At 44.8% G+C, this 14,337-nt stretch carries 19 protein-coding genes; 7 read left to right on the top strand and 12 right to left on the bottom strand.

The features are described from left to right. Positions 1 to 144 precede the first annotated feature (144 nt). A complete protein-coding gene (locus EV146_RS20325) occupies positions 145 to 1,536 on the top strand; it encodes a sigma-54 interaction domain-containing protein (RefSeq protein ID WP_241993996.1) in 1,392 nt (463 codons plus the stop codon). A gap of 156 nt (positions 1,537 to 1,692) precedes the next feature. On the opposite strand, the gene sdaAA is transcribed toward EV146_RS20325, so the two are convergent. Genes sdaAA through EV146_RS20310 form a run of 3 tightly spaced genes read right to left on the bottom strand, consistent with a single transcriptional unit; the run spans position 1,693 to position 4,401 of the window. Beyond that, positions 1,693 to 2,604, bottom strand: coding sequence for an L-serine ammonia-lyase, iron-sulfur-dependent, subunit alpha (sdaAA, locus tag EV146_RS20320; protein WP_132010188.1), 912 nt, complete (start codon positions 2,602 to 2,604; stop codon positions 1,693 to 1,695). Between the two features lie 39 nt (positions 2,605 to 2,643). After that, the gene (gene sdaAB / locus EV146_RS20315) at positions 2,644 to 3,303 is read right to left on the bottom strand and encodes an L-serine ammonia-lyase, iron-sulfur-dependent subunit beta (RefSeq protein WP_132010186.1); all 660 of its coding nucleotides are present in this window, start codon (positions 3,301 to 3,303) and stop codon (positions 2,644 to 2,646) included. 45 nt (positions 3,304 to 3,348) lie between these two features. Next, positions 3,349 to 4,401 (bottom strand): PTS sugar transporter subunit IIC, encoded by a 1,053-nt coding sequence (locus EV146_RS20310; protein ID WP_132010184.1) that lies wholly within the window; start codon positions 4,399 to 4,401, stop codon positions 3,349 to 3,351. 304 nt (positions 4,402 to 4,705) lie between these two features. Here EV146_RS20310 and EV146_RS20305 point away from each other — a divergent pair, with 304 nt between their 5' ends. Further along, positions 4,706 to 5,233 carry a CBO0543 family protein gene (locus EV146_RS20305; protein ID WP_132010182.1) on the top strand — a complete coding sequence of 176 codons (528 nt, stop codon included), beginning with the start codon at positions 4,706 to 4,708 and terminating at the stop codon, positions 5,231 to 5,233. A 5-nt stretch (positions 5,234 to 5,238) separates the two neighbouring features. On the opposite strand, the gene EV146_RS20300 is transcribed toward EV146_RS20305, so the two are convergent. Next, the gene (locus tag EV146_RS20300; RefSeq protein ID WP_132010180.1) at positions 5,239 to 5,469 is read right to left on the bottom strand and encodes a YczF family membrane protein; all 231 of its coding nucleotides are present in this window, start codon (positions 5,467 to 5,469) and stop codon (positions 5,239 to 5,241) included. Between the two features lie 195 nt (positions 5,470 to 5,664). Here EV146_RS20300 and EV146_RS28230 point away from each other — a divergent pair, with 195 nt between their 5' ends. The 3 genes from EV146_RS28230 (at position 5,665) to EV146_RS20290 (ending at position 7,767) form a co-directional block, all read left to right on the top strand. Beyond that, a complete protein-coding gene (locus EV146_RS28230) occupies positions 5,665 to 5,799 on the top strand; it encodes a hypothetical protein (protein WP_277873233.1) in 135 nt (44 codons plus the stop codon). A 21-nt stretch (positions 5,800 to 5,820) separates the two neighbouring features. Then, on the top strand, positions 5,821 to 6,927 hold the full coding sequence (locus EV146_RS20295; protein ID WP_132010178.1) for a GerAB/ArcD/ProY family transporter: 1,107 nt from the start codon (positions 5,821 to 5,823) through the stop codon (positions 6,925 to 6,927). Between the two features lie 87 nt (positions 6,928 to 7,014). After that, on the top strand, positions 7,015 to 7,767 hold the full coding sequence (locus EV146_RS20290) for a C39 family peptidase (protein ID WP_132010176.1): 753 nt from the start codon (positions 7,015 to 7,017) through the stop codon (positions 7,765 to 7,767). 1,239 nt (positions 7,768 to 9,006) lie between these two features. Here the strand turns inward: EV146_RS20290 and EV146_RS20285 are convergent. Together EV146_RS20285 and EV146_RS20280 are read right to left on the bottom strand one after the other, a co-directional pair. Beyond that, positions 9,007 to 9,414, bottom strand: coding sequence for a PadR family transcriptional regulator (locus EV146_RS20285; RefSeq protein WP_132010174.1), 408 nt, complete (start codon positions 9,412 to 9,414; stop codon positions 9,007 to 9,009). A 2-nt stretch (positions 9,415 to 9,416) separates the two neighbouring features. Continuing rightward, entirely contained in the window at positions 9,417 to 9,950 is a 534-nt protein-coding gene (locus EV146_RS20280) for a sigma-70 family RNA polymerase sigma factor (protein WP_132010172.1), read from the bottom strand. Positions 9,951 to 10,122: 172 nt separating this feature from the next. Between EV146_RS20280 and EV146_RS20275 the strand changes: the two genes are divergently transcribed. Continuing rightward, positions 10,123 to 10,500, top strand: coding sequence for a DMT family transporter (locus EV146_RS20275; protein ID WP_132010170.1), 378 nt, complete (start codon positions 10,123 to 10,125; stop codon positions 10,498 to 10,500). Between the two features lie 42 nt (positions 10,501 to 10,542). On the opposite strand, the gene lepB is transcribed toward EV146_RS20275, so the two are convergent. Continuing rightward, positions 10,543 to 11,064 carry a signal peptidase I gene (gene lepB / locus EV146_RS20270; RefSeq protein ID WP_132010168.1) on the bottom strand — a complete coding sequence of 174 codons (522 nt, stop codon included), beginning with the start codon at positions 11,062 to 11,064 and terminating at the stop codon, positions 10,543 to 10,545. A gap of 177 nt (positions 11,065 to 11,241) precedes the next feature. Between lepB and EV146_RS20265 the strand changes: the two genes are divergently transcribed. Next, complete coding sequence (locus tag EV146_RS20265) at positions 11,242 to 11,589, top strand: hypothetical protein (RefSeq protein ID WP_132010166.1); 348 nt, start codon at positions 11,242 to 11,244, stop codon at positions 11,587 to 11,589. Between the two features lie 32 nt (positions 11,590 to 11,621). Here EV146_RS20265 and EV146_RS28415 read toward each other — a convergent pair whose 3' ends face one another. From EV146_RS28415 to EV146_RS20240, 5 genes are read right to left on the bottom strand one after another with little or no spacing between them, the layout of a single operon-like run. Continuing rightward, positions 11,622 to 11,891 carry a DUF4395 family protein gene (locus EV146_RS28415; RefSeq protein ID WP_373566085.1) on the bottom strand — a complete coding sequence of 90 codons (270 nt, stop codon included), beginning with the start codon at positions 11,889 to 11,891 and terminating at the stop codon, positions 11,622 to 11,624. A gap of 22 nt (positions 11,892 to 11,913) precedes the next feature. Beyond that, on the bottom strand, positions 11,914 to 12,528 hold the full coding sequence (locus tag EV146_RS20255; protein WP_181215948.1) for a histidine phosphatase family protein: 615 nt from the start codon (positions 12,526 to 12,528) through the stop codon (positions 11,914 to 11,916). A gap of 5 nt (positions 12,529 to 12,533) precedes the next feature. Then, positions 12,534 to 13,256 (bottom strand): ATP-binding protein, encoded by a 723-nt coding sequence (locus tag EV146_RS20250; protein ID WP_132010159.1) that lies wholly within the window; start codon positions 13,254 to 13,256, stop codon positions 12,534 to 12,536. Continuing rightward, on the bottom strand, positions 13,253 to 13,747 hold the full coding sequence (locus tag EV146_RS20245; protein ID WP_132010156.1) for an ECF transporter S component: 495 nt from the start codon (positions 13,745 to 13,747) through the stop codon (positions 13,253 to 13,255). The genes EV146_RS20250 and EV146_RS20245 overlap by 4 nt, the downstream gene beginning before the upstream one ends. A 1-nt stretch (position 13,748) precedes the next feature. Continuing rightward, on the bottom strand, positions 13,749 to 14,333 hold the full coding sequence (locus tag EV146_RS20240) for a cob(I)yrinic acid a,c-diamide adenosyltransferase (protein WP_132010153.1): 585 nt from the start codon (positions 14,331 to 14,333) through the stop codon (positions 13,749 to 13,751). Between the last annotated feature and the right edge of the window lie 4 nt (positions 14,334 to 14,337).

Raw genomic sequence — 14,337 nt, 5'->3', positions numbered from 1 at the left:
ACGCAAAATAATTTGGCTCCTTTCCTATGCTCGATAAATTTTTTTGCGCAAAAAAACATTGCACCCCTTTTGCCATCTCCCTTAGAATGGAGATGGCAAAAGGGGGCGGATATTGTGAACGGAAATACTAATGGTGACGATCAGATGCAAATGAATAAAATCTATAGATATATTTTAGATAAAATCAATGTTGGAGTTCATGCTGTAAACAAGGAAGGCAGGACCATCATCTACAATAAAAAAATGAGGGAAATTGAGGGAATGAGCACGGAGGATGTCCTGGATAAAAATCTGCTTGATGTCTTTTCCTTCGACAGCAATGGAAACAGCACTCTGATGGAGGCCCTCCGCGATGGCAAAATGGTACAGAATGCAAAACAAACTTACTATAATAATAGAGCCCAGGAAATTACGACGATCAATGATACCTTCCCTTTCTTAGAGGACGGGGTTCGCATCGGGGCGATTGAAATAGCACGTGATGTGACGAAATATGAACGTCTCGTACGGGAGAACCTTCTTAAAACAGGGGATGCCCGGCATACCTTTGACAGCATCATCGGGAGCAGCGATCGTCTTCAGGAGGTAATTGAAGCCGGCAGGCGGGCTGCCCGCACCTCTTCTTCCATCCTCATAACCGGTGAGACAGGAACAGGGAAAGAATTGTTCGCCCAAAGCATCCATAATGGAAGCCCGCGCTCCTCCAAGCCCTTTATATCGCAAAACTGTGCAGCAATCCCGGATAGTTTACTAGAAGGACTGCTTTTCGGTACGAAAAAAGGGGCGTTTACAGGAGCGGTCGAACGCCCTGGCCTTTTTGAACAGGCTGAAGGGGGCACTCTGCTTTTAGATGAAATCAATTCCCTGAATCCTGCCCTCCAGGCGAAGCTGCTCCGGGTACTCCAGGAAAAAACAGTCCGGAGGGTCGGCGATACAAAGGACCGGGCAGTCGATGTCCGGATTATCGCCACAATCAATGAAGATCCTGTTGATGCGATTGCAGATGGGCGTTTAAGGAAAGATTTATACTACCGCTTAAGCGTGGTTTCGCTGTTCATCCCTCCACTTAGGGAAAGAAAGCCTGACATTAAAGATCTTGCCTCCTTTTTTATCGGGAAATACAGCTCTCTGTTCGGAATGGATGTAAAAAGACTGGATGATGAGGTGCTTGGCCTTTTTCACTCCTACGACTGGCCGGGAAATGTACGGGAACTGGAACATATCATTGAAGGCTCGATGAATTTGATGGAATACGGGGACACCCTTTCTTACCTTCACCTGCCAATCCAGTTCAGGAATAAACCGAAACTTCTGCACCGCGAAAAAACACAGTCTGCAGACCTGATGGAGAGCAACATTCAAAAAGGACAGACAATCAAGCCTCTGGATGAATATATGGAAGAAGCAGAAATCTCCTACTTGAAAAAAGTGCTCTCTTCCCATGACTTTAATGTCACCAAAAGTGCTGAAGCCCTGGGGTTGAGCAGGCAAAGCCTGCAGTACAGGCTACGAAAGTGGAATTTACAGGAAGACTAAGAGCTGCACGCGAGAATTTACTATTTCATGAGGCTTTGACTAAGCACCTTTTTCATTGGGCCAAGGGTTTTTATCACCAGTGCCTGATTTGCTACCTTCCTAAAGTAAAATCAAAAAAGCCCGGCTTCATTTCGCCGGGCTTTCATTATTATAGATTCAGGAATCCCTGGAAACCAAATAGTCAGCGAGCCTGGCTTTTGGCTCCCCAAAAATCTCTGCTTCCAGCCTCCGTCCAGTCGGTGTGGCGGCCAGCCCTCCTTCACCCGTTTCCCTTAGGGAGGAAGGCATGGATTGGCCAATCGAATACATCGCTGCAATCACTTCATCACATGGAATCCGGCTGGTGATTCCGGCCAGGGCCATATCCGCCGCGGTCATCGCATTGGAAGCCCCCATTGCATTCCGTTTGACACACGGCACCTCCACCAGTCCCGCCACCGGGTCGCAAACCAGCCCAAGCATATTCTTCAGCGTGATGGCCATTGCTTCTGCGGCTTGCTTCGGTGTACCGCCTGCCATTTCGACGATGGATGCCGCAGCCATTCCTGCCGCAGAACCAACCTCCGCCTGGCATCCGCCCGCAGCCCCGGATATCGAGGCATTATTGGCAATGACAAATCCGAATGCCGCAGCAGTAAATAGGTATTCGATCATTTCCTTGCGGGTAGGGTTCAGCTGGTTCTTTACGGCGAACAATGTTCCCGGAACAACACCAGCTGATCCGGCTGTAGGAGTTGCACAGATAATCCCCATTGCGGCGTTCACTTCGTTTGTTGCCATTGCCTTGCTGACGGCATCCAGAAGCAGATTTCCCGAAAGCGCCCTGCCGCTTTTAATGTAGTTCTGGAGCAGCACCGCATCCCCGCCGGTAAGGCCCGTTTGCGATTTTACCCCGTTCAGGCCGCGCTCGATTGCTTTTTCCATTACCGTTAAATTTTCATCCATTTTGGCGATAATTTCTTCACGTGAAAGGCCTGATACTTCAATTTCCTGCCGAATCATAATCTCGGCAATCTTCACTTGCTGCTGTTCTGCTAATTTAACAAGCTCCGCAACATTTCGAAACATGATTTGTCCTCCTGCTGCCTCGTAATTTCAACTCGATCATCATTCAACCATCCTGATTACTCTCGTAACGTTTTGAAGCTTTTTTAATTCCTCAATGATCTTGTCCTCGATTTTCTGGTCCACTTCAATAACCATGATCGCCGTTTCACCCTTTTCTTTCCTGGCAACCTCCATATGGCCAATATTAATTTGATACTTTGCTAGAATTGAAGTGACAGAGGAGATAATGCCAAAACGGTCCTCATGGATCACGAGGATCGCTGGATCTCCCGAAAGCTTGAGCTTGAACGAATTGATTTCGGTAATTTCAATGGTCCCGCCCCCTATGGAAATTCCGATAACTTCAAGCTGGATATCTCCGTCATATAGATTTATTTTGACCGTATTGGGATGATCCGGTACAGCATCTTCGGTCTTAAAAATAACTTCCATTCCAGACTGTTCCGCAATTTTCAGGGAATCCGGGATACGCTCATCAAATGTATCAAAATCCAGCAATCCAGCCACAATGGCCAAGTCTGTTCCATGGCCTTTATAGGTTTTCGCAAAAGATCCATAAAAAGAAATAACGGCCTTCCTGGGCTGCCTTTCAAAAAGTGTACGGGCAACCCGGCCTATTCTGGCTGCCCCGGCAGTATGTGAGCTGGAAGGTCCGATCATAATCGGGCCAATGATGTCAAAAGCTGAACGATACTTCATCTTAAACGCTCCTTCGCACGTCAGGTTCCTTGATTTTCTATTTATTTACCCAGCCAGAGATGTTTTAACAGCCTCTTTTTGGTTTTGATTCTCTAATTCTTCAAGTGTTCTAATTTTATAATTTTTAAAGATCATAGAGCCTAAAAGTCCGCACAGTGCCCCGACAGCCGCACATGCGAGCGCAACAATTGTTACCTTTAGCGGGTCATTAAAGCCGTACATGACGGCCAGGCCGGCAATTGGTGTTGCAGTTCCACTTGCATCATTGATAAGTCCGGACAAGGCAATAATGACACCAGCGGAAGCACCGCCGATAAAATTTGTTACATAAATTGGAATTGGATTAGCTGATATAATATGCGCCTGAGTAAGAGGCTCGACTGCTACGGAAATAGTGGTTCTTCTGTCGCCAAACTTCATCCGGTCAAATAGAACGTAGTTCATAAACGAGGAACCGAAAACGGCAAGTGCACCGATCGCCATCGGCATTCCTGTGAGTCCCAGCATCGCTGTCAATGCCATCGAACTAAGGGGTGCTGTAGCCACTACTGTGATCACTCCGCCTAAAATAATCCCCATGATGACAGGATTGCTATTAGCACTTTCTGTAATAATTCCTCCGATATTTAAAAGCGTTGCATCGACGACAGGCTCCATCAGTTCTCCAACCAGACGAACCAGGGGAGCACAGAAAACAATAATTACAATAAGGTCCAGGCCTCCCGGAACCTTCTTCTCTATAAGCTTCACAACAAAGGCAACCAGATAGCCTGCAATAAATCCTGGCAGCAGGCCGAGGCCGGCACAGCTGACACCAAGCAGCAAGGCATACACAGGGGAAGCCCCGACGGAAATGGCTACAAGAGATGCTGCCGCAACTCCGCCCATGCTTCCTGCCGCGTCTCCAACCTCACCCAGAAAATCTATCTTCAGTATATCTCCTCCAACAAAGCGCTGAAAGGCCTCTACCAAAAATGCTGCACAGGCTGCCCCTGCCAGCGCTCCCATCGCTTTCATACCTTTTGGCGCCTTATAGCTGAAAAGTGAAAATAGTCCTAAAACGAATAGTAATAGTGCCGTTCCTTTTATAATGTCCATGATGCCCTCCCCTGATTTTTATGCCTTGACCAACCTCTCTATACCTATGTATCTCCTCCCTCACCAATAATGAGAGAGACAATCTCTGGCAGCCTGATAATCCCCGCCAATTCACAATGAAAAATACTATTCTTAAATACTATTCATAATATATCAACTTGTGACGCAAACCGCAATTCACTTCACGGTGCACACCATGCTTATATGTGCTGATTATTGCGAGTATGAATAGGTTCTGCCTTTCTAAGCTATCCTAAAAGAAAAAATAAATAATGATTTTGCTGTTTTTTAAAAGGAGGATACAGTGAACGCTATCTACGGCATCCTGTGGCTGGGAGCACTGCTGAAATGGGGGGATTGGAGAAACTGGAGACTATATTATCCAACCATCCTTTTTTACCTATTGGGAGATTTACTTTATCAATACCTTTTATCAGCTCATTATCCAATGTGGAAATACTCCCCGCAAGGGTTAGATGACACAATTGGGCTAACCCACAGCCATGTCTCTTTGTCGATCATGGCAATTAAATATCCCGCCACGGTCCTAATCTACCTGTCTAAATTCCCAAAGGCAAATCTGGTAAAGCAAGCCTTATTCATAGCTTTCTGGGTTTTAATATTTGCGGTAAATGAAAGCATAGATATAAAAGCTGGCCTGATTCAATACTATAATGGCTGGGGCTTTCACTGGTCCTTGTTTTTTAACCTAGTCATGTTCCTGCTATTAAAGCTGCACCACCACAGGCCGCTGGCAGCATGGCTGCTGTCCCTCGGATTTATTGTATTTCTCTGGAATACCTTCGACGTCCCTTCAACGGTTTTTAGATAAGAAGATCATTTCGGCTGAAGCAGTTTCTTTTTCTTAAAAAAACCGACCAGGGATCTCCCCAGCAGGATAATAACAAATAACAGAAAAATCATAAATTCCACAAATTCCATTACCTTAAAAGGGCTCATCGCATTTCGGATCGAGGTTTTTAAATCAAATCCTAAAAAGATATCAATGGTAAAAGACATGCCCATTAACGAAACTAGAATCATCAGGGAAATTCCGAGTATTTTCATACCTATCACTCCTTAGCATCAGTCTTCCCGGATATAGAAACCCCAATGCTCCTTTACCTCTGTGGTTTTACAGAATAATTAAGGAATTAATGGGGAAAATTGTAAAAAAGTGGAGAAATGTAACTGTGTGGCAATAACCAGGGAGAAAGGAATAGTATGCTTTGGGAATGCTGTCCAATTGAACTATTCCCAAAGATGCAAATAACCTTAAAACTTGGAACGGCGTCACTCTTTCCTGCTTTAAAGGTGGAAGTGAATGCAGAAGCCTATATCCATTGTACGGTTTTTTCGAAACAAACCTCATTTTGGCAGGTAATGATGGCTGAGTAAAAAAGGACGTGACGGATACCCTTGGAAAAAGCAAAAATAAGCGCCTATCAGCTATTTGTCCTTATTATGATATTTGAACTGGGAAGCGCTATTCTTGTCCCGCTCGCCATTGGGGCTAAACAGGATGCGTGGCTCGCCATCCTCTTTGGCCTTGCAGGAGGACTCTTTTTATTCTGGGTGCAATATCGACTGTTCCGCTACTATCCGAACTCCCCTCCAGCAGAGTACATGCAAAAAATACTCGGCAAATTTTTGGGAAGCATTCTTGGGTATATGTATATCCTGCTGTTTATCTACCTGGCAGCGAGAGTGCTTCGTGATTTCGGCGAAATGCTGCTGACATTTGCCTATGTTGAAACTCCTCTCTTTATTGTGAATGCATTATTGATCCTTGTTGTTATCTACGCCTTGCGCAAAGGGATCGAAGTCTTGGCGAGAACGGGGGAAATGTTTTTTATCCTCATGTATGTTCTTGCCATCGTAGGATTTGCCCTTATTGTTTTTTCCGGGTTAATTGATGTCAATAATCTGAAGCCTGTTCTTGAAGCAGGGATTATGCCAGTACTGAAGGTGGGATTAACTGAGACAGTTTTTTTCCCTTTTGGTGAAGCGATTGTCTTTTCGACACTCCTTCCGTATCTGAACCATCCTATGAAGGCCAAGATGACCGGGTTCTTCGCTTTAACCTTAAGCGGAATCAACCTTGCCATCGTAATGGCCATTAACATCAGTGTCCTCGGGGTGGACTTGACTGCCCGTTCACAGTTCCCGCTTCTTTCAACTGTTCAATCCATTCAAGTGGCGGAATTTCTGGAACGTCTCGATGTGTTTTTCATGATGGCAATGGTGATTGGAATCTTCTTTAAGGCCAGTGTGTATTTATATGGGGCTGTAGCTGGAGCAGCAGTATTATTTAAAATAAAGGATCCAACCAAGACAGTCTACCCTTTGGGCTTGGTTACATTATTTATATCGGTCACCATAGCAAGCAGCTATTCTGAACATTTGCTGGAGGGGCTTAATTTTATGCTTCATCGGGTTTTCCCGATCATTATGGCGATTATTCCAATTGGGCTCCTAGTGCTCGCTTTTTTCAAGAACAGAAAAAAAAAGGAAGATCATACATAGTCTCTTCTCCCTATTAATTCCTAAGATAATATGTCGACTCTCTGGGAAAAAGATGAATACATCCTTCCTAGGAGTTGAAAGCAAAGTATGTTTAGCCTAAGAGCTTTTTTTCATTTGACCTTTATATTGATCCTGATAACAGGCTGTGGTCACCAAACAGCCCACAATGAACAGGAAAAGTCCTCACAGGGTGATGGTGAACAGGTCCCAAAACAGCTGGGCCTTCAAAATTCCCGTGAAACCATTAAGACCAGGAAGAAAGTTCTGATCGATGCTCCCCATATTAAACAAGAACCGGAACTTGCGAGGGGATGTGAAGTCACAAGCCTCGCCATGCTGTTAAATGATGCCGGGATAGAAATTGATAAAATGACGCTAGCCAATAAAATTAAGAAAGTGCCCTTTGAGAGGAACGGCTTAAAAGGAAATATGAATGAAGGATTTGTCGGGAACATGCATACCAAGTCCAAGCCAGGCATCGGGGTTTATCATGGGCCGATAAAAAATCTGGCAGAGGCCTATTTGCCTTCCGGAGTGAACGATCTAACGGGAAAAGATTTTGGAGAAGTCATGGTTCAGCTCAATAGGCAGCAGCCAGTATGGGTCATTGTAACAAGCACTTTTGACCTTGTCCCCGAACAGGAATGGGAAACCTGGCAGACAACAAATGGAACCATGAAGATCACATACAAGATGCATTCTGTGCTGGTTACTGGATATGATGACAAGTATATTTATGTCAACGACCCGCTGGACAGCAAGAATCGCCGCTTGCCCCGCAAACCATTTATTGCCGGATGGGAGCAAATCGGAAAGCAGGCCATCACCGTCCAAAAGTAAATCAATGCCCCGGCAGAGCTGTATGGCTGCCGGGGTATTTCCGGCGGCAGAAGCTTTGAAAAGTAAAAACCCTGATGCACGCTGAGACATGGACTTTGAAAGAGAAACGACCTGGCTTGAACAATAAAAGCGACCTTTTGGAAAATAAAAATCCTAATTTGGATCATAAATCGGGATTTTGAAAAATAAGAGCCTTGCTTTGGAAAATAAAGACCCGGGGGCACCCTAAGACATGGACTTTGAAAAATAAATAGTCTTGCTTGAACAATAAAAGCGACCTTTTGAAAAATAAAAATCCCAATTTGGATCATAAATCAGGATTTTGAAAAATAAGAGCTTTGCTTTGAAAAATAAAAACCCTGATGCACGCTGAGACTTGGACTTTGAAAGATAAACGGCCTGGCTTGAACAATAATAGTGACTTTTGAAAAATAAAAACCCCATTTTGGATCATAAATCAGGATTTTGAAAAATATTAGCCTGGCGTTGGATAATAAAAACCCGGGGGCACGCTGTGGCAGGGCCCTCGAAAAATAAATAGCCTGACTTGAACAATAAAAGCGACCTTTTGAAAAATAAAAAGTCCATTTTGGATCATAAATCAGGATTTTGAAAAATATTAGCCTGGCGTTGGATAATAAAAACCCGGGGGCACGCTGTGGCAGGGCCCGCGAAAAATAAATAGCCTGGCTTGAACAATAAAAGCGTCCTTTTGGAAAATAAAAATCCCAATTTGGATCATTAATCAGGATTTTGAAAAATATTAGCCTGGCGTTGGATAATAAAAACCCGGGGGCACGCTGTGGCAGGGCCCTCGAAAAATAAATAGCCTGGCTTGAACAATAAATGCGACCTTTTGAAAAATAAAAATCCCAATTTGGATCATTAATCAGGATTTTGAAAAATATGAGCCTTGCTTTAGAAAATAAAACCCAGCGGCAAAAGCTTCGGAAAATAAATTCCTTAAATTGGGCAATAAAAGCGACCTTTTGGAAAATAAAAATCCAATTTGGATCATTAATCAGGATATTGAAAAATATGAGCTTTGCTTTAGAAAATAAAACCCAGCGGCAAAAGCTTCGGAAAATAAATTCCTTAAATTGGGCAATAAAAGTCCGCTTTGAATCAAAAAAATCCCGATTCGGATCTCAAATCAGGATTTTAGAAAAAACTTCGAACTATAAAAACTCAGCGGCATCCTCCTGCGGAAATGGAGCTCCTCCCTTGAGGAATATTCCGTCACCCTTCCAGCAATTCAGAAAACGCCAGCTTCTTCTTCGTCGCTTTCCCTTCGGACCTGGCCAGAACTTTTCTGCCTTTGTCACTTATCCGGTAATATTTGGCTCCTTCTTCGTCCCATCGGATGTGTAAATATCCTTTTTGTTCCATTCCGTGAAGAAGGGTGTACAACAGTCCCTCGTTGTCTTCAAACCTTTTGATGCCGCGGGCCAGTATTACTTTTGCCAGGTCATAACCCGTTTTTTCAATCGTTGTCAGCTGCAGGATGGCAGAATAGATCATTTCGTCACTTTCCCCGCTTTTACTGATCGCCTTGCGAATGGACTCCTGCTGGTCTTCCGTGAAGTTCACGTTCCGGAATGTCGTTTCCTTCATTGATTTACGAAGCTTCTTTAAACGTTCTTCCACTTTTAACCCTCCAATCGTTCTTTCAAAAGGTCTTTCGCCCGCCTTAATCTTGTCTTCAGTGTATTCTCTTTAATGTCTGTTACTTCAGAAATCTCTTTTATGGAAAGCTCTTCAAAATAAAACAGGTAGATGACTTCCCGATATTTTATCGGCAGTTCCATTACGGCTTCTGCCAATTCCTGATCCTCGCCTTTTTGGATGACTGTTTGTTCAACCGTCTTGTCTTGATGATAAGCTGGTTCCGTTTCTTTCTCTGTAAGAATGACATTCCTGGCATACCAGCTTTTTAAGTAATCCTTGCAGTGGTTAATCGCAATCCGCCACAGCCACGTTCTGATCCGGGCTTTCCCGCTGTATGTATGAAGAGATTTATAACACTTGACGAATATGTCCTGGGTCAAATCCTCAGCAATACTCCTATTCTTTACATAGGAATAAACGAGCTGTAAAATTTCCTGTCCGTGTCGATGCATAATCTCGCCAATTAATAGATCTTTGTCATCCGTTTCTATCACTTCGGTAAAAAATTCCTCCATCCTGGCACCCCCTTTTCTTAGACGAGCCTCACCTTCCGCAGGTTTTCATTTTTTATATAAAAAAATGAAAATTACTGTCGCTGCCCCCTGTTCAAAGGGTCAAAAATTAGCAGCCATTATCGGCATACTTTATAATTAGGGAACAGATAGACAACACGCGGAGGTTTTTAACATGGCTTATGTATTTCTGCTTTTATCCATCATGGGGGAATTAATTGGCACTTCCTTATTGAAAGCTTCTGACGGTTTCACCAAAGTCTTTCCTACCATTGGAGTGATTATCAGCTTTGTCTTTGCCTTTTTCTTTTTATCACTTTCATTAAAAACGATCCCCCTGAACATTGCCTACGCATTATGGTCCGGTATTGGCACGGTTGCAACCGTTGTGATTTCCATCTTAATCTGGAAAGAAAAAATAACAGCAGGCAGTGTAATCGGAATCCTGCTCATTGTAGCCGGAGTTGTCGTCCTGAATTTCTTTGGCCCGAGCGGCGCCCATGCCCAGGACAGCGAGGAAGCTCAATACCAAATCTCCCGGGATCCTAAATAAAAACAGGAAAAGTTATACATTAAGCAGTATAACTTTTCCTGTTTATCTTGGTATTCCTATTTCCCGAAAAGGATAATACCGAAATTTAACCTCTCCTATAACAGCATCATAGGAAATAAATCCATAATACCGGCTATCTCCACTTTTCAGGCGATTGTCCCCCATCACAAACAAAGAGTGGTCAGGTACCTCGGTGGCAAAATCCTGCGTGAGTGTCATCTGGTACTGCTCTTTATTGGATTTTAAATAAGGCTCCTCTCTTTTTACCCCATTAATATATAAGACATCGTCTTTGACCTCTACCTTGTCTCCAGGCAGACCGATGACCCTTTTGATATGATTATCTTCAGAGATGGGGGAGTGAAACACAATCATGTCAAATCGTTCAATCTCGCTTATTTTACTGACAACGACTTTGTTGTTATTTTCAAATGTTGGCATCATGGATTCTCCCTGAACCGTTACAGGTGTAAATAAAAATTTCTGGCAGATAAACGAGAGAATGATTGCAAATATAAATGACTTGATCCACGAATAGACTTCTTTCCTTGTACTATCCTGCACAGACAGCCCTCCCTTGTATCCTTTCTTTTATTGTACAGCATTACACCACTATATTTGGTTAAAACTTTGATAGGATTGTTAATACTTTTTTAAAAGGCGCTTCACTGGCTGTGGAAAGGTATTCCCCTCCCTCTATTTGGATATAACGATAACAAATAGAGGAACGGGGTGTGGACTTTGCATGGCATTTATTTTATCAATGACAAAATCCATTTGAATGGCTTATCCAGGGAGGAAAGCTTCCATCTGCAGGAACAGGCACTGCTGCCTTTTATCGGGGACAAGAAGATTCAGATTGTTACTTTGAATCAGCACCAGCTTAACTCTCACTATACAATCCTGCATGCACTCCTCCATGATCTAAAAAAACAGCGTGTTTCGCTTGATTGTCTCGTATATTATTGTCCTTGCGTTCTTGAGGATTTCACCAGATCCTACCCTGCGCGATGGCTCATTCTTAAAAGCTACTTCCATCACTTGCTGCCTGTTCAGCCTTCCGGACAAGAAAAAGCAGCAGGATTTTAAAACTGCTGATTTTGCTGCTCATATTTCTTTAGTTAACGATGGCTCCGCCTGTATGTGTATTGTTTCCATTGAAATAATAGAAAACAGCCAATACAAAAGCCAAGGATTGCGATAAACGCTGCAAGAGCTACGATAATCGTGAAGACATATCCAGCAGCAGTCCACCCCCACGCAAAGCTGAAAAAGCCAGCACCCAGGCAGAACGACCATTTTCTTTGGCTTCCATCAAAAAAGGGCACTATGAATCTCACATAGTAGCCCTGTCTTCTCATATCGATTGCTGGGAAATCGACCTGCCACATTTGCAGGGCCGCCCCAGCTGTGCTACGGATGCCTGCAGTGCTCGACACACCCCTCAAGCAGCAGTTCCCTTCTTCCTTCCGCCACATTGACAACCGTTAAACTGGTTCCATGGATAAACGGGGGATTCCAGATTTCATTAATCCGGGAATTCCGGCAAATGAGGTACAATGCTTTGATGACCACACCATGTGTAATCACAAGAACATTCCCTGAAGGAACTCTCTTCTCAAGATCCCCAATGAATTCAGAAATCCTTTGTTTCACCTCATGAAAGCTTTCGCCCCCCTGGTTTTCATAAAGCTCGGGGAGATTCCAGTAAGAGTGGAACTGGGCAGGATACAATCCCTTTATTTCTGCATCCGTTTTCCCCTGCCAGGAACCCAGATGAATTTCAAACAGCCTTTCATCGGTTGTCACGGGAATGCTTCTCCCTCCCCGCACGAGTTCGACGGTCTCTAATGCCCGCCCGCTGGGAGAAGAGATGATTTGCTCAAACCGGGTGCCCTTCAGCCTTTCCCCAAGCAGCATGGCATCCCTCTTTCCCTTCTCTGTCAGCTTTGAATCAAGGCGGCCCTGCATCCTCTTCTCTGCATTCCATTCTGTTTCCCCATGTCTGGCAACGTACAAGGTAAGCAAACGCTTCACTCCAAATCGATGTTTACTTCATGAAAATAACGGCCCGCTGCCGATTTTACTTCCGATGCCTTTTCCCGCGGGTACGCGACAATAAAGCAGGTCGAGGGACCGGAAGATTTCATGAGATCCAAGTCAGTATGTACCTGTTTTCCCTGGAAGCACCTATGTTCAAACAGCTGGTTCAGTTCATGAAGGATTCCTTTTGAACCGACAGGCAAGGTTACGACCCTGTCCATCGTGGCGATTTTATAAAATAAAGCTAACGGGGCCACTTCGGTTTCCTGTTCAACCACTTCGTTCCCGACAAGAGGGCTGCCAATGATCCCAATTGCGGTTTGACTCGTATACGCAAGCCCCCAGCCCCCCTCTTGCTTCCGCTTCCTGCCTAACACTGTGATCCCGGCGGCAGACTGGAGCAGCGCAAAATTACTCTCGGTACTTCCCGTTATTTCAATATCCTCTATTTTTAACTCCGTAAGACCTTTTTTGATCCCTGCCTTTAGGGCTTCCCAGGCATTCTCCCCGCAGAAATTCTGAAGGATTGCAGCAAATGGATTCGCACCCGCTGCGATGCACTCCATCACGGCGGTCCGAAACGAATAGTAGCTCACCACCTCATATGGGACTGAGACTGCGTCCGCATCCTTCTGCCCGACACCGCCGCTATTGTCGCTCGCAATAACAATCATTTCTTCTTCAGAAAAAGGAATCTGGAGCACGTCCCTCATTGGCTCGTCCTCCCCCTGTTTGCCAGCTGTTCAGCGATCCCGGACAGCCTTGGAATGACAAGAACGGCAATCACCGCATTGAAAATAGAACCAATCAACAGGGACGGAACCAGAGAGAGGTAAAAGGCTTTATTGAGTAAAAATAAAAAAGGCAGCGGCGCGGCAAACGAATTGCCCAATATAAAGAGGAGGGCTGCCTGCCACCTTTTGCCGCTTTTATAAAGAAGAGAGAAAGCAAAAGCGAGAAAAGCCATCTCGAAAGCAATTAAAACATGAAGCGGCCCGAGCGGCATCCCGCCAATCAGTGCGGACAGCAAATGCCCCGCGCCGCCGACTGCTGCTCCCGCGGGCCCTCCAAGCAGGGCCGCAGCCAGCAAAGCCGGAAAGGAATCCAGCGCGATACTCCCGATGACCGCCGGGATTTTTATAGCCGCCCCAACGACTGTCATTGCCACGAACATGGCCAGCCAGGCCAGCCTCTGACTTCGCATGTTACTTTTCCTCCTTGCGCTTCCCATCGCGGAATACCTTTGCACTTCGGACATACTCCACATCTTTGTGGTTCAGCCGGAAGTTAATCACTCTTGCCAGGGCAAAAAAGTAATCGGATAGCCTGTTTAAATATTGAAGGGCTGTCTCTGAAACATTCGGATCTACTTTTATCAGGGAGACAACCAGTCTTTCAGCTCTCCTGGTCACCGTCCTGGCAAGGTGGATGGATGCAGCCGCGGGTGCACCGCCAGGCAGGATAAACCGTTCAAGCTCAGGCGCTTCCTCAATTAATTCATCAATCTTCTTTTCCAGATACTCTACCGTGTCAGGCATCAGCTTTAATTCCCGTTTATTATTAACAGTGGCCAGATCGCCTCCGCAGTCAAAGAGCTCATGCTGGATTTTTTCAAGATCGCCAAGAATGTCCTGGAAAATCGCAGGATCCAGCTGGGTCACTGCCTGACCGACGAAACAATTAGCTTCATCCACGGTACCGTAAGCCTCTACCCGAATATCATCCTTTTCCACCCTGCCGCCAATGATGCTCGTTTTTCCTTTGTCGCCCGTACGTGTATACAATCTCATTTTC

Origin of the sequence: Mesobacillus foraminis (assembly GCF_004340465.1) — a bacterium.
In the GTDB taxonomy this organism is placed as follows: Bacteria; Bacillota; Bacilli; order Bacillales; family Cytobacillaceae; genus Mesobacillus_B; species Mesobacillus_B foraminis.
The sequence above is the reverse complement of the archived record's forward strand: the minus strand, read 5'-3'. Positions and strand labels throughout refer to the sequence as shown.

Excerpts from the sequence above, each read along its gene's own strand:
- EV146_RS20325 (WP_241993996.1), top strand. The coding sequence starts at position 145 with ATGCAAATGAATAAAATCTATAGATATATTTTAGATAAAATCAATGTT.
- sdaAA (WP_132010188.1), bottom strand. The coding sequence starts at position 2,604 with ATGTTTCGAAATGTTGCGGAGCTTGTTAAATTAGCAGAACAGCAGCAA.
- sdaAB (WP_132010186.1), bottom strand. The coding sequence starts at position 3,303 with ATGAAGTATCGTTCAGCTTTTGACATCATTGGCCCGATTATGATCGGA.
- EV146_RS20310 (WP_132010184.1), bottom strand. The coding sequence starts at position 4,401 with ATGGACATTATAAAAGGAACGGCACTATTACTATTCGTTTTAGGACTA.
- EV146_RS20300 (WP_132010180.1), bottom strand. The coding sequence starts at position 5,469 with ATGAAAATACTCGGAATTTCCCTGATGATTCTAGTTTCGTTAATGGGC.
- EV146_RS28230 (WP_277873233.1), top strand. The coding sequence starts at position 5,665 with ATGCAAATAACCTTAAAACTTGGAACGGCGTCACTCTTTCCTGCTTTA.
- EV146_RS20290 (WP_132010176.1), top strand. The coding sequence starts at position 7,015 with ATGTTTAGCCTAAGAGCTTTTTTTCATTTGACCTTTATATTGATCCTG.
- EV146_RS20280 (WP_132010172.1), bottom strand. The coding sequence starts at position 9,950 with ATGGAGGAATTTTTTACCGAAGTGATAGAAACGGATGACAAAGATCTA.
- EV146_RS20275 (WP_132010170.1), top strand. The coding sequence starts at position 10,123 with ATGGCTTATGTATTTCTGCTTTTATCCATCATGGGGGAATTAATTGGC.
- EV146_RS28415 (WP_373566085.1), bottom strand. The coding sequence starts at position 11,891 with ATGTGGCAGGTCGATTTCCCAGCAATCGATATGAGAAGACAGGGCTAC.
- EV146_RS20250 (WP_132010159.1), bottom strand. The coding sequence starts at position 13,256 with ATGAGGGACGTGCTCCAGATTCCTTTTTCTGAAGAAGAAATGATTGTT.
- EV146_RS20245 (WP_132010156.1), bottom strand. The coding sequence starts at position 13,747 with ATGCGAAGTCAGAGGCTGGCCTGGCTGGCCATGTTCGTGGCAATGACA.
- EV146_RS20240 (WP_132010153.1), bottom strand. The coding sequence starts at position 14,333 with ATGAGATTGTATACACGTACGGGCGACAAAGGAAAAACGAGCATCATT.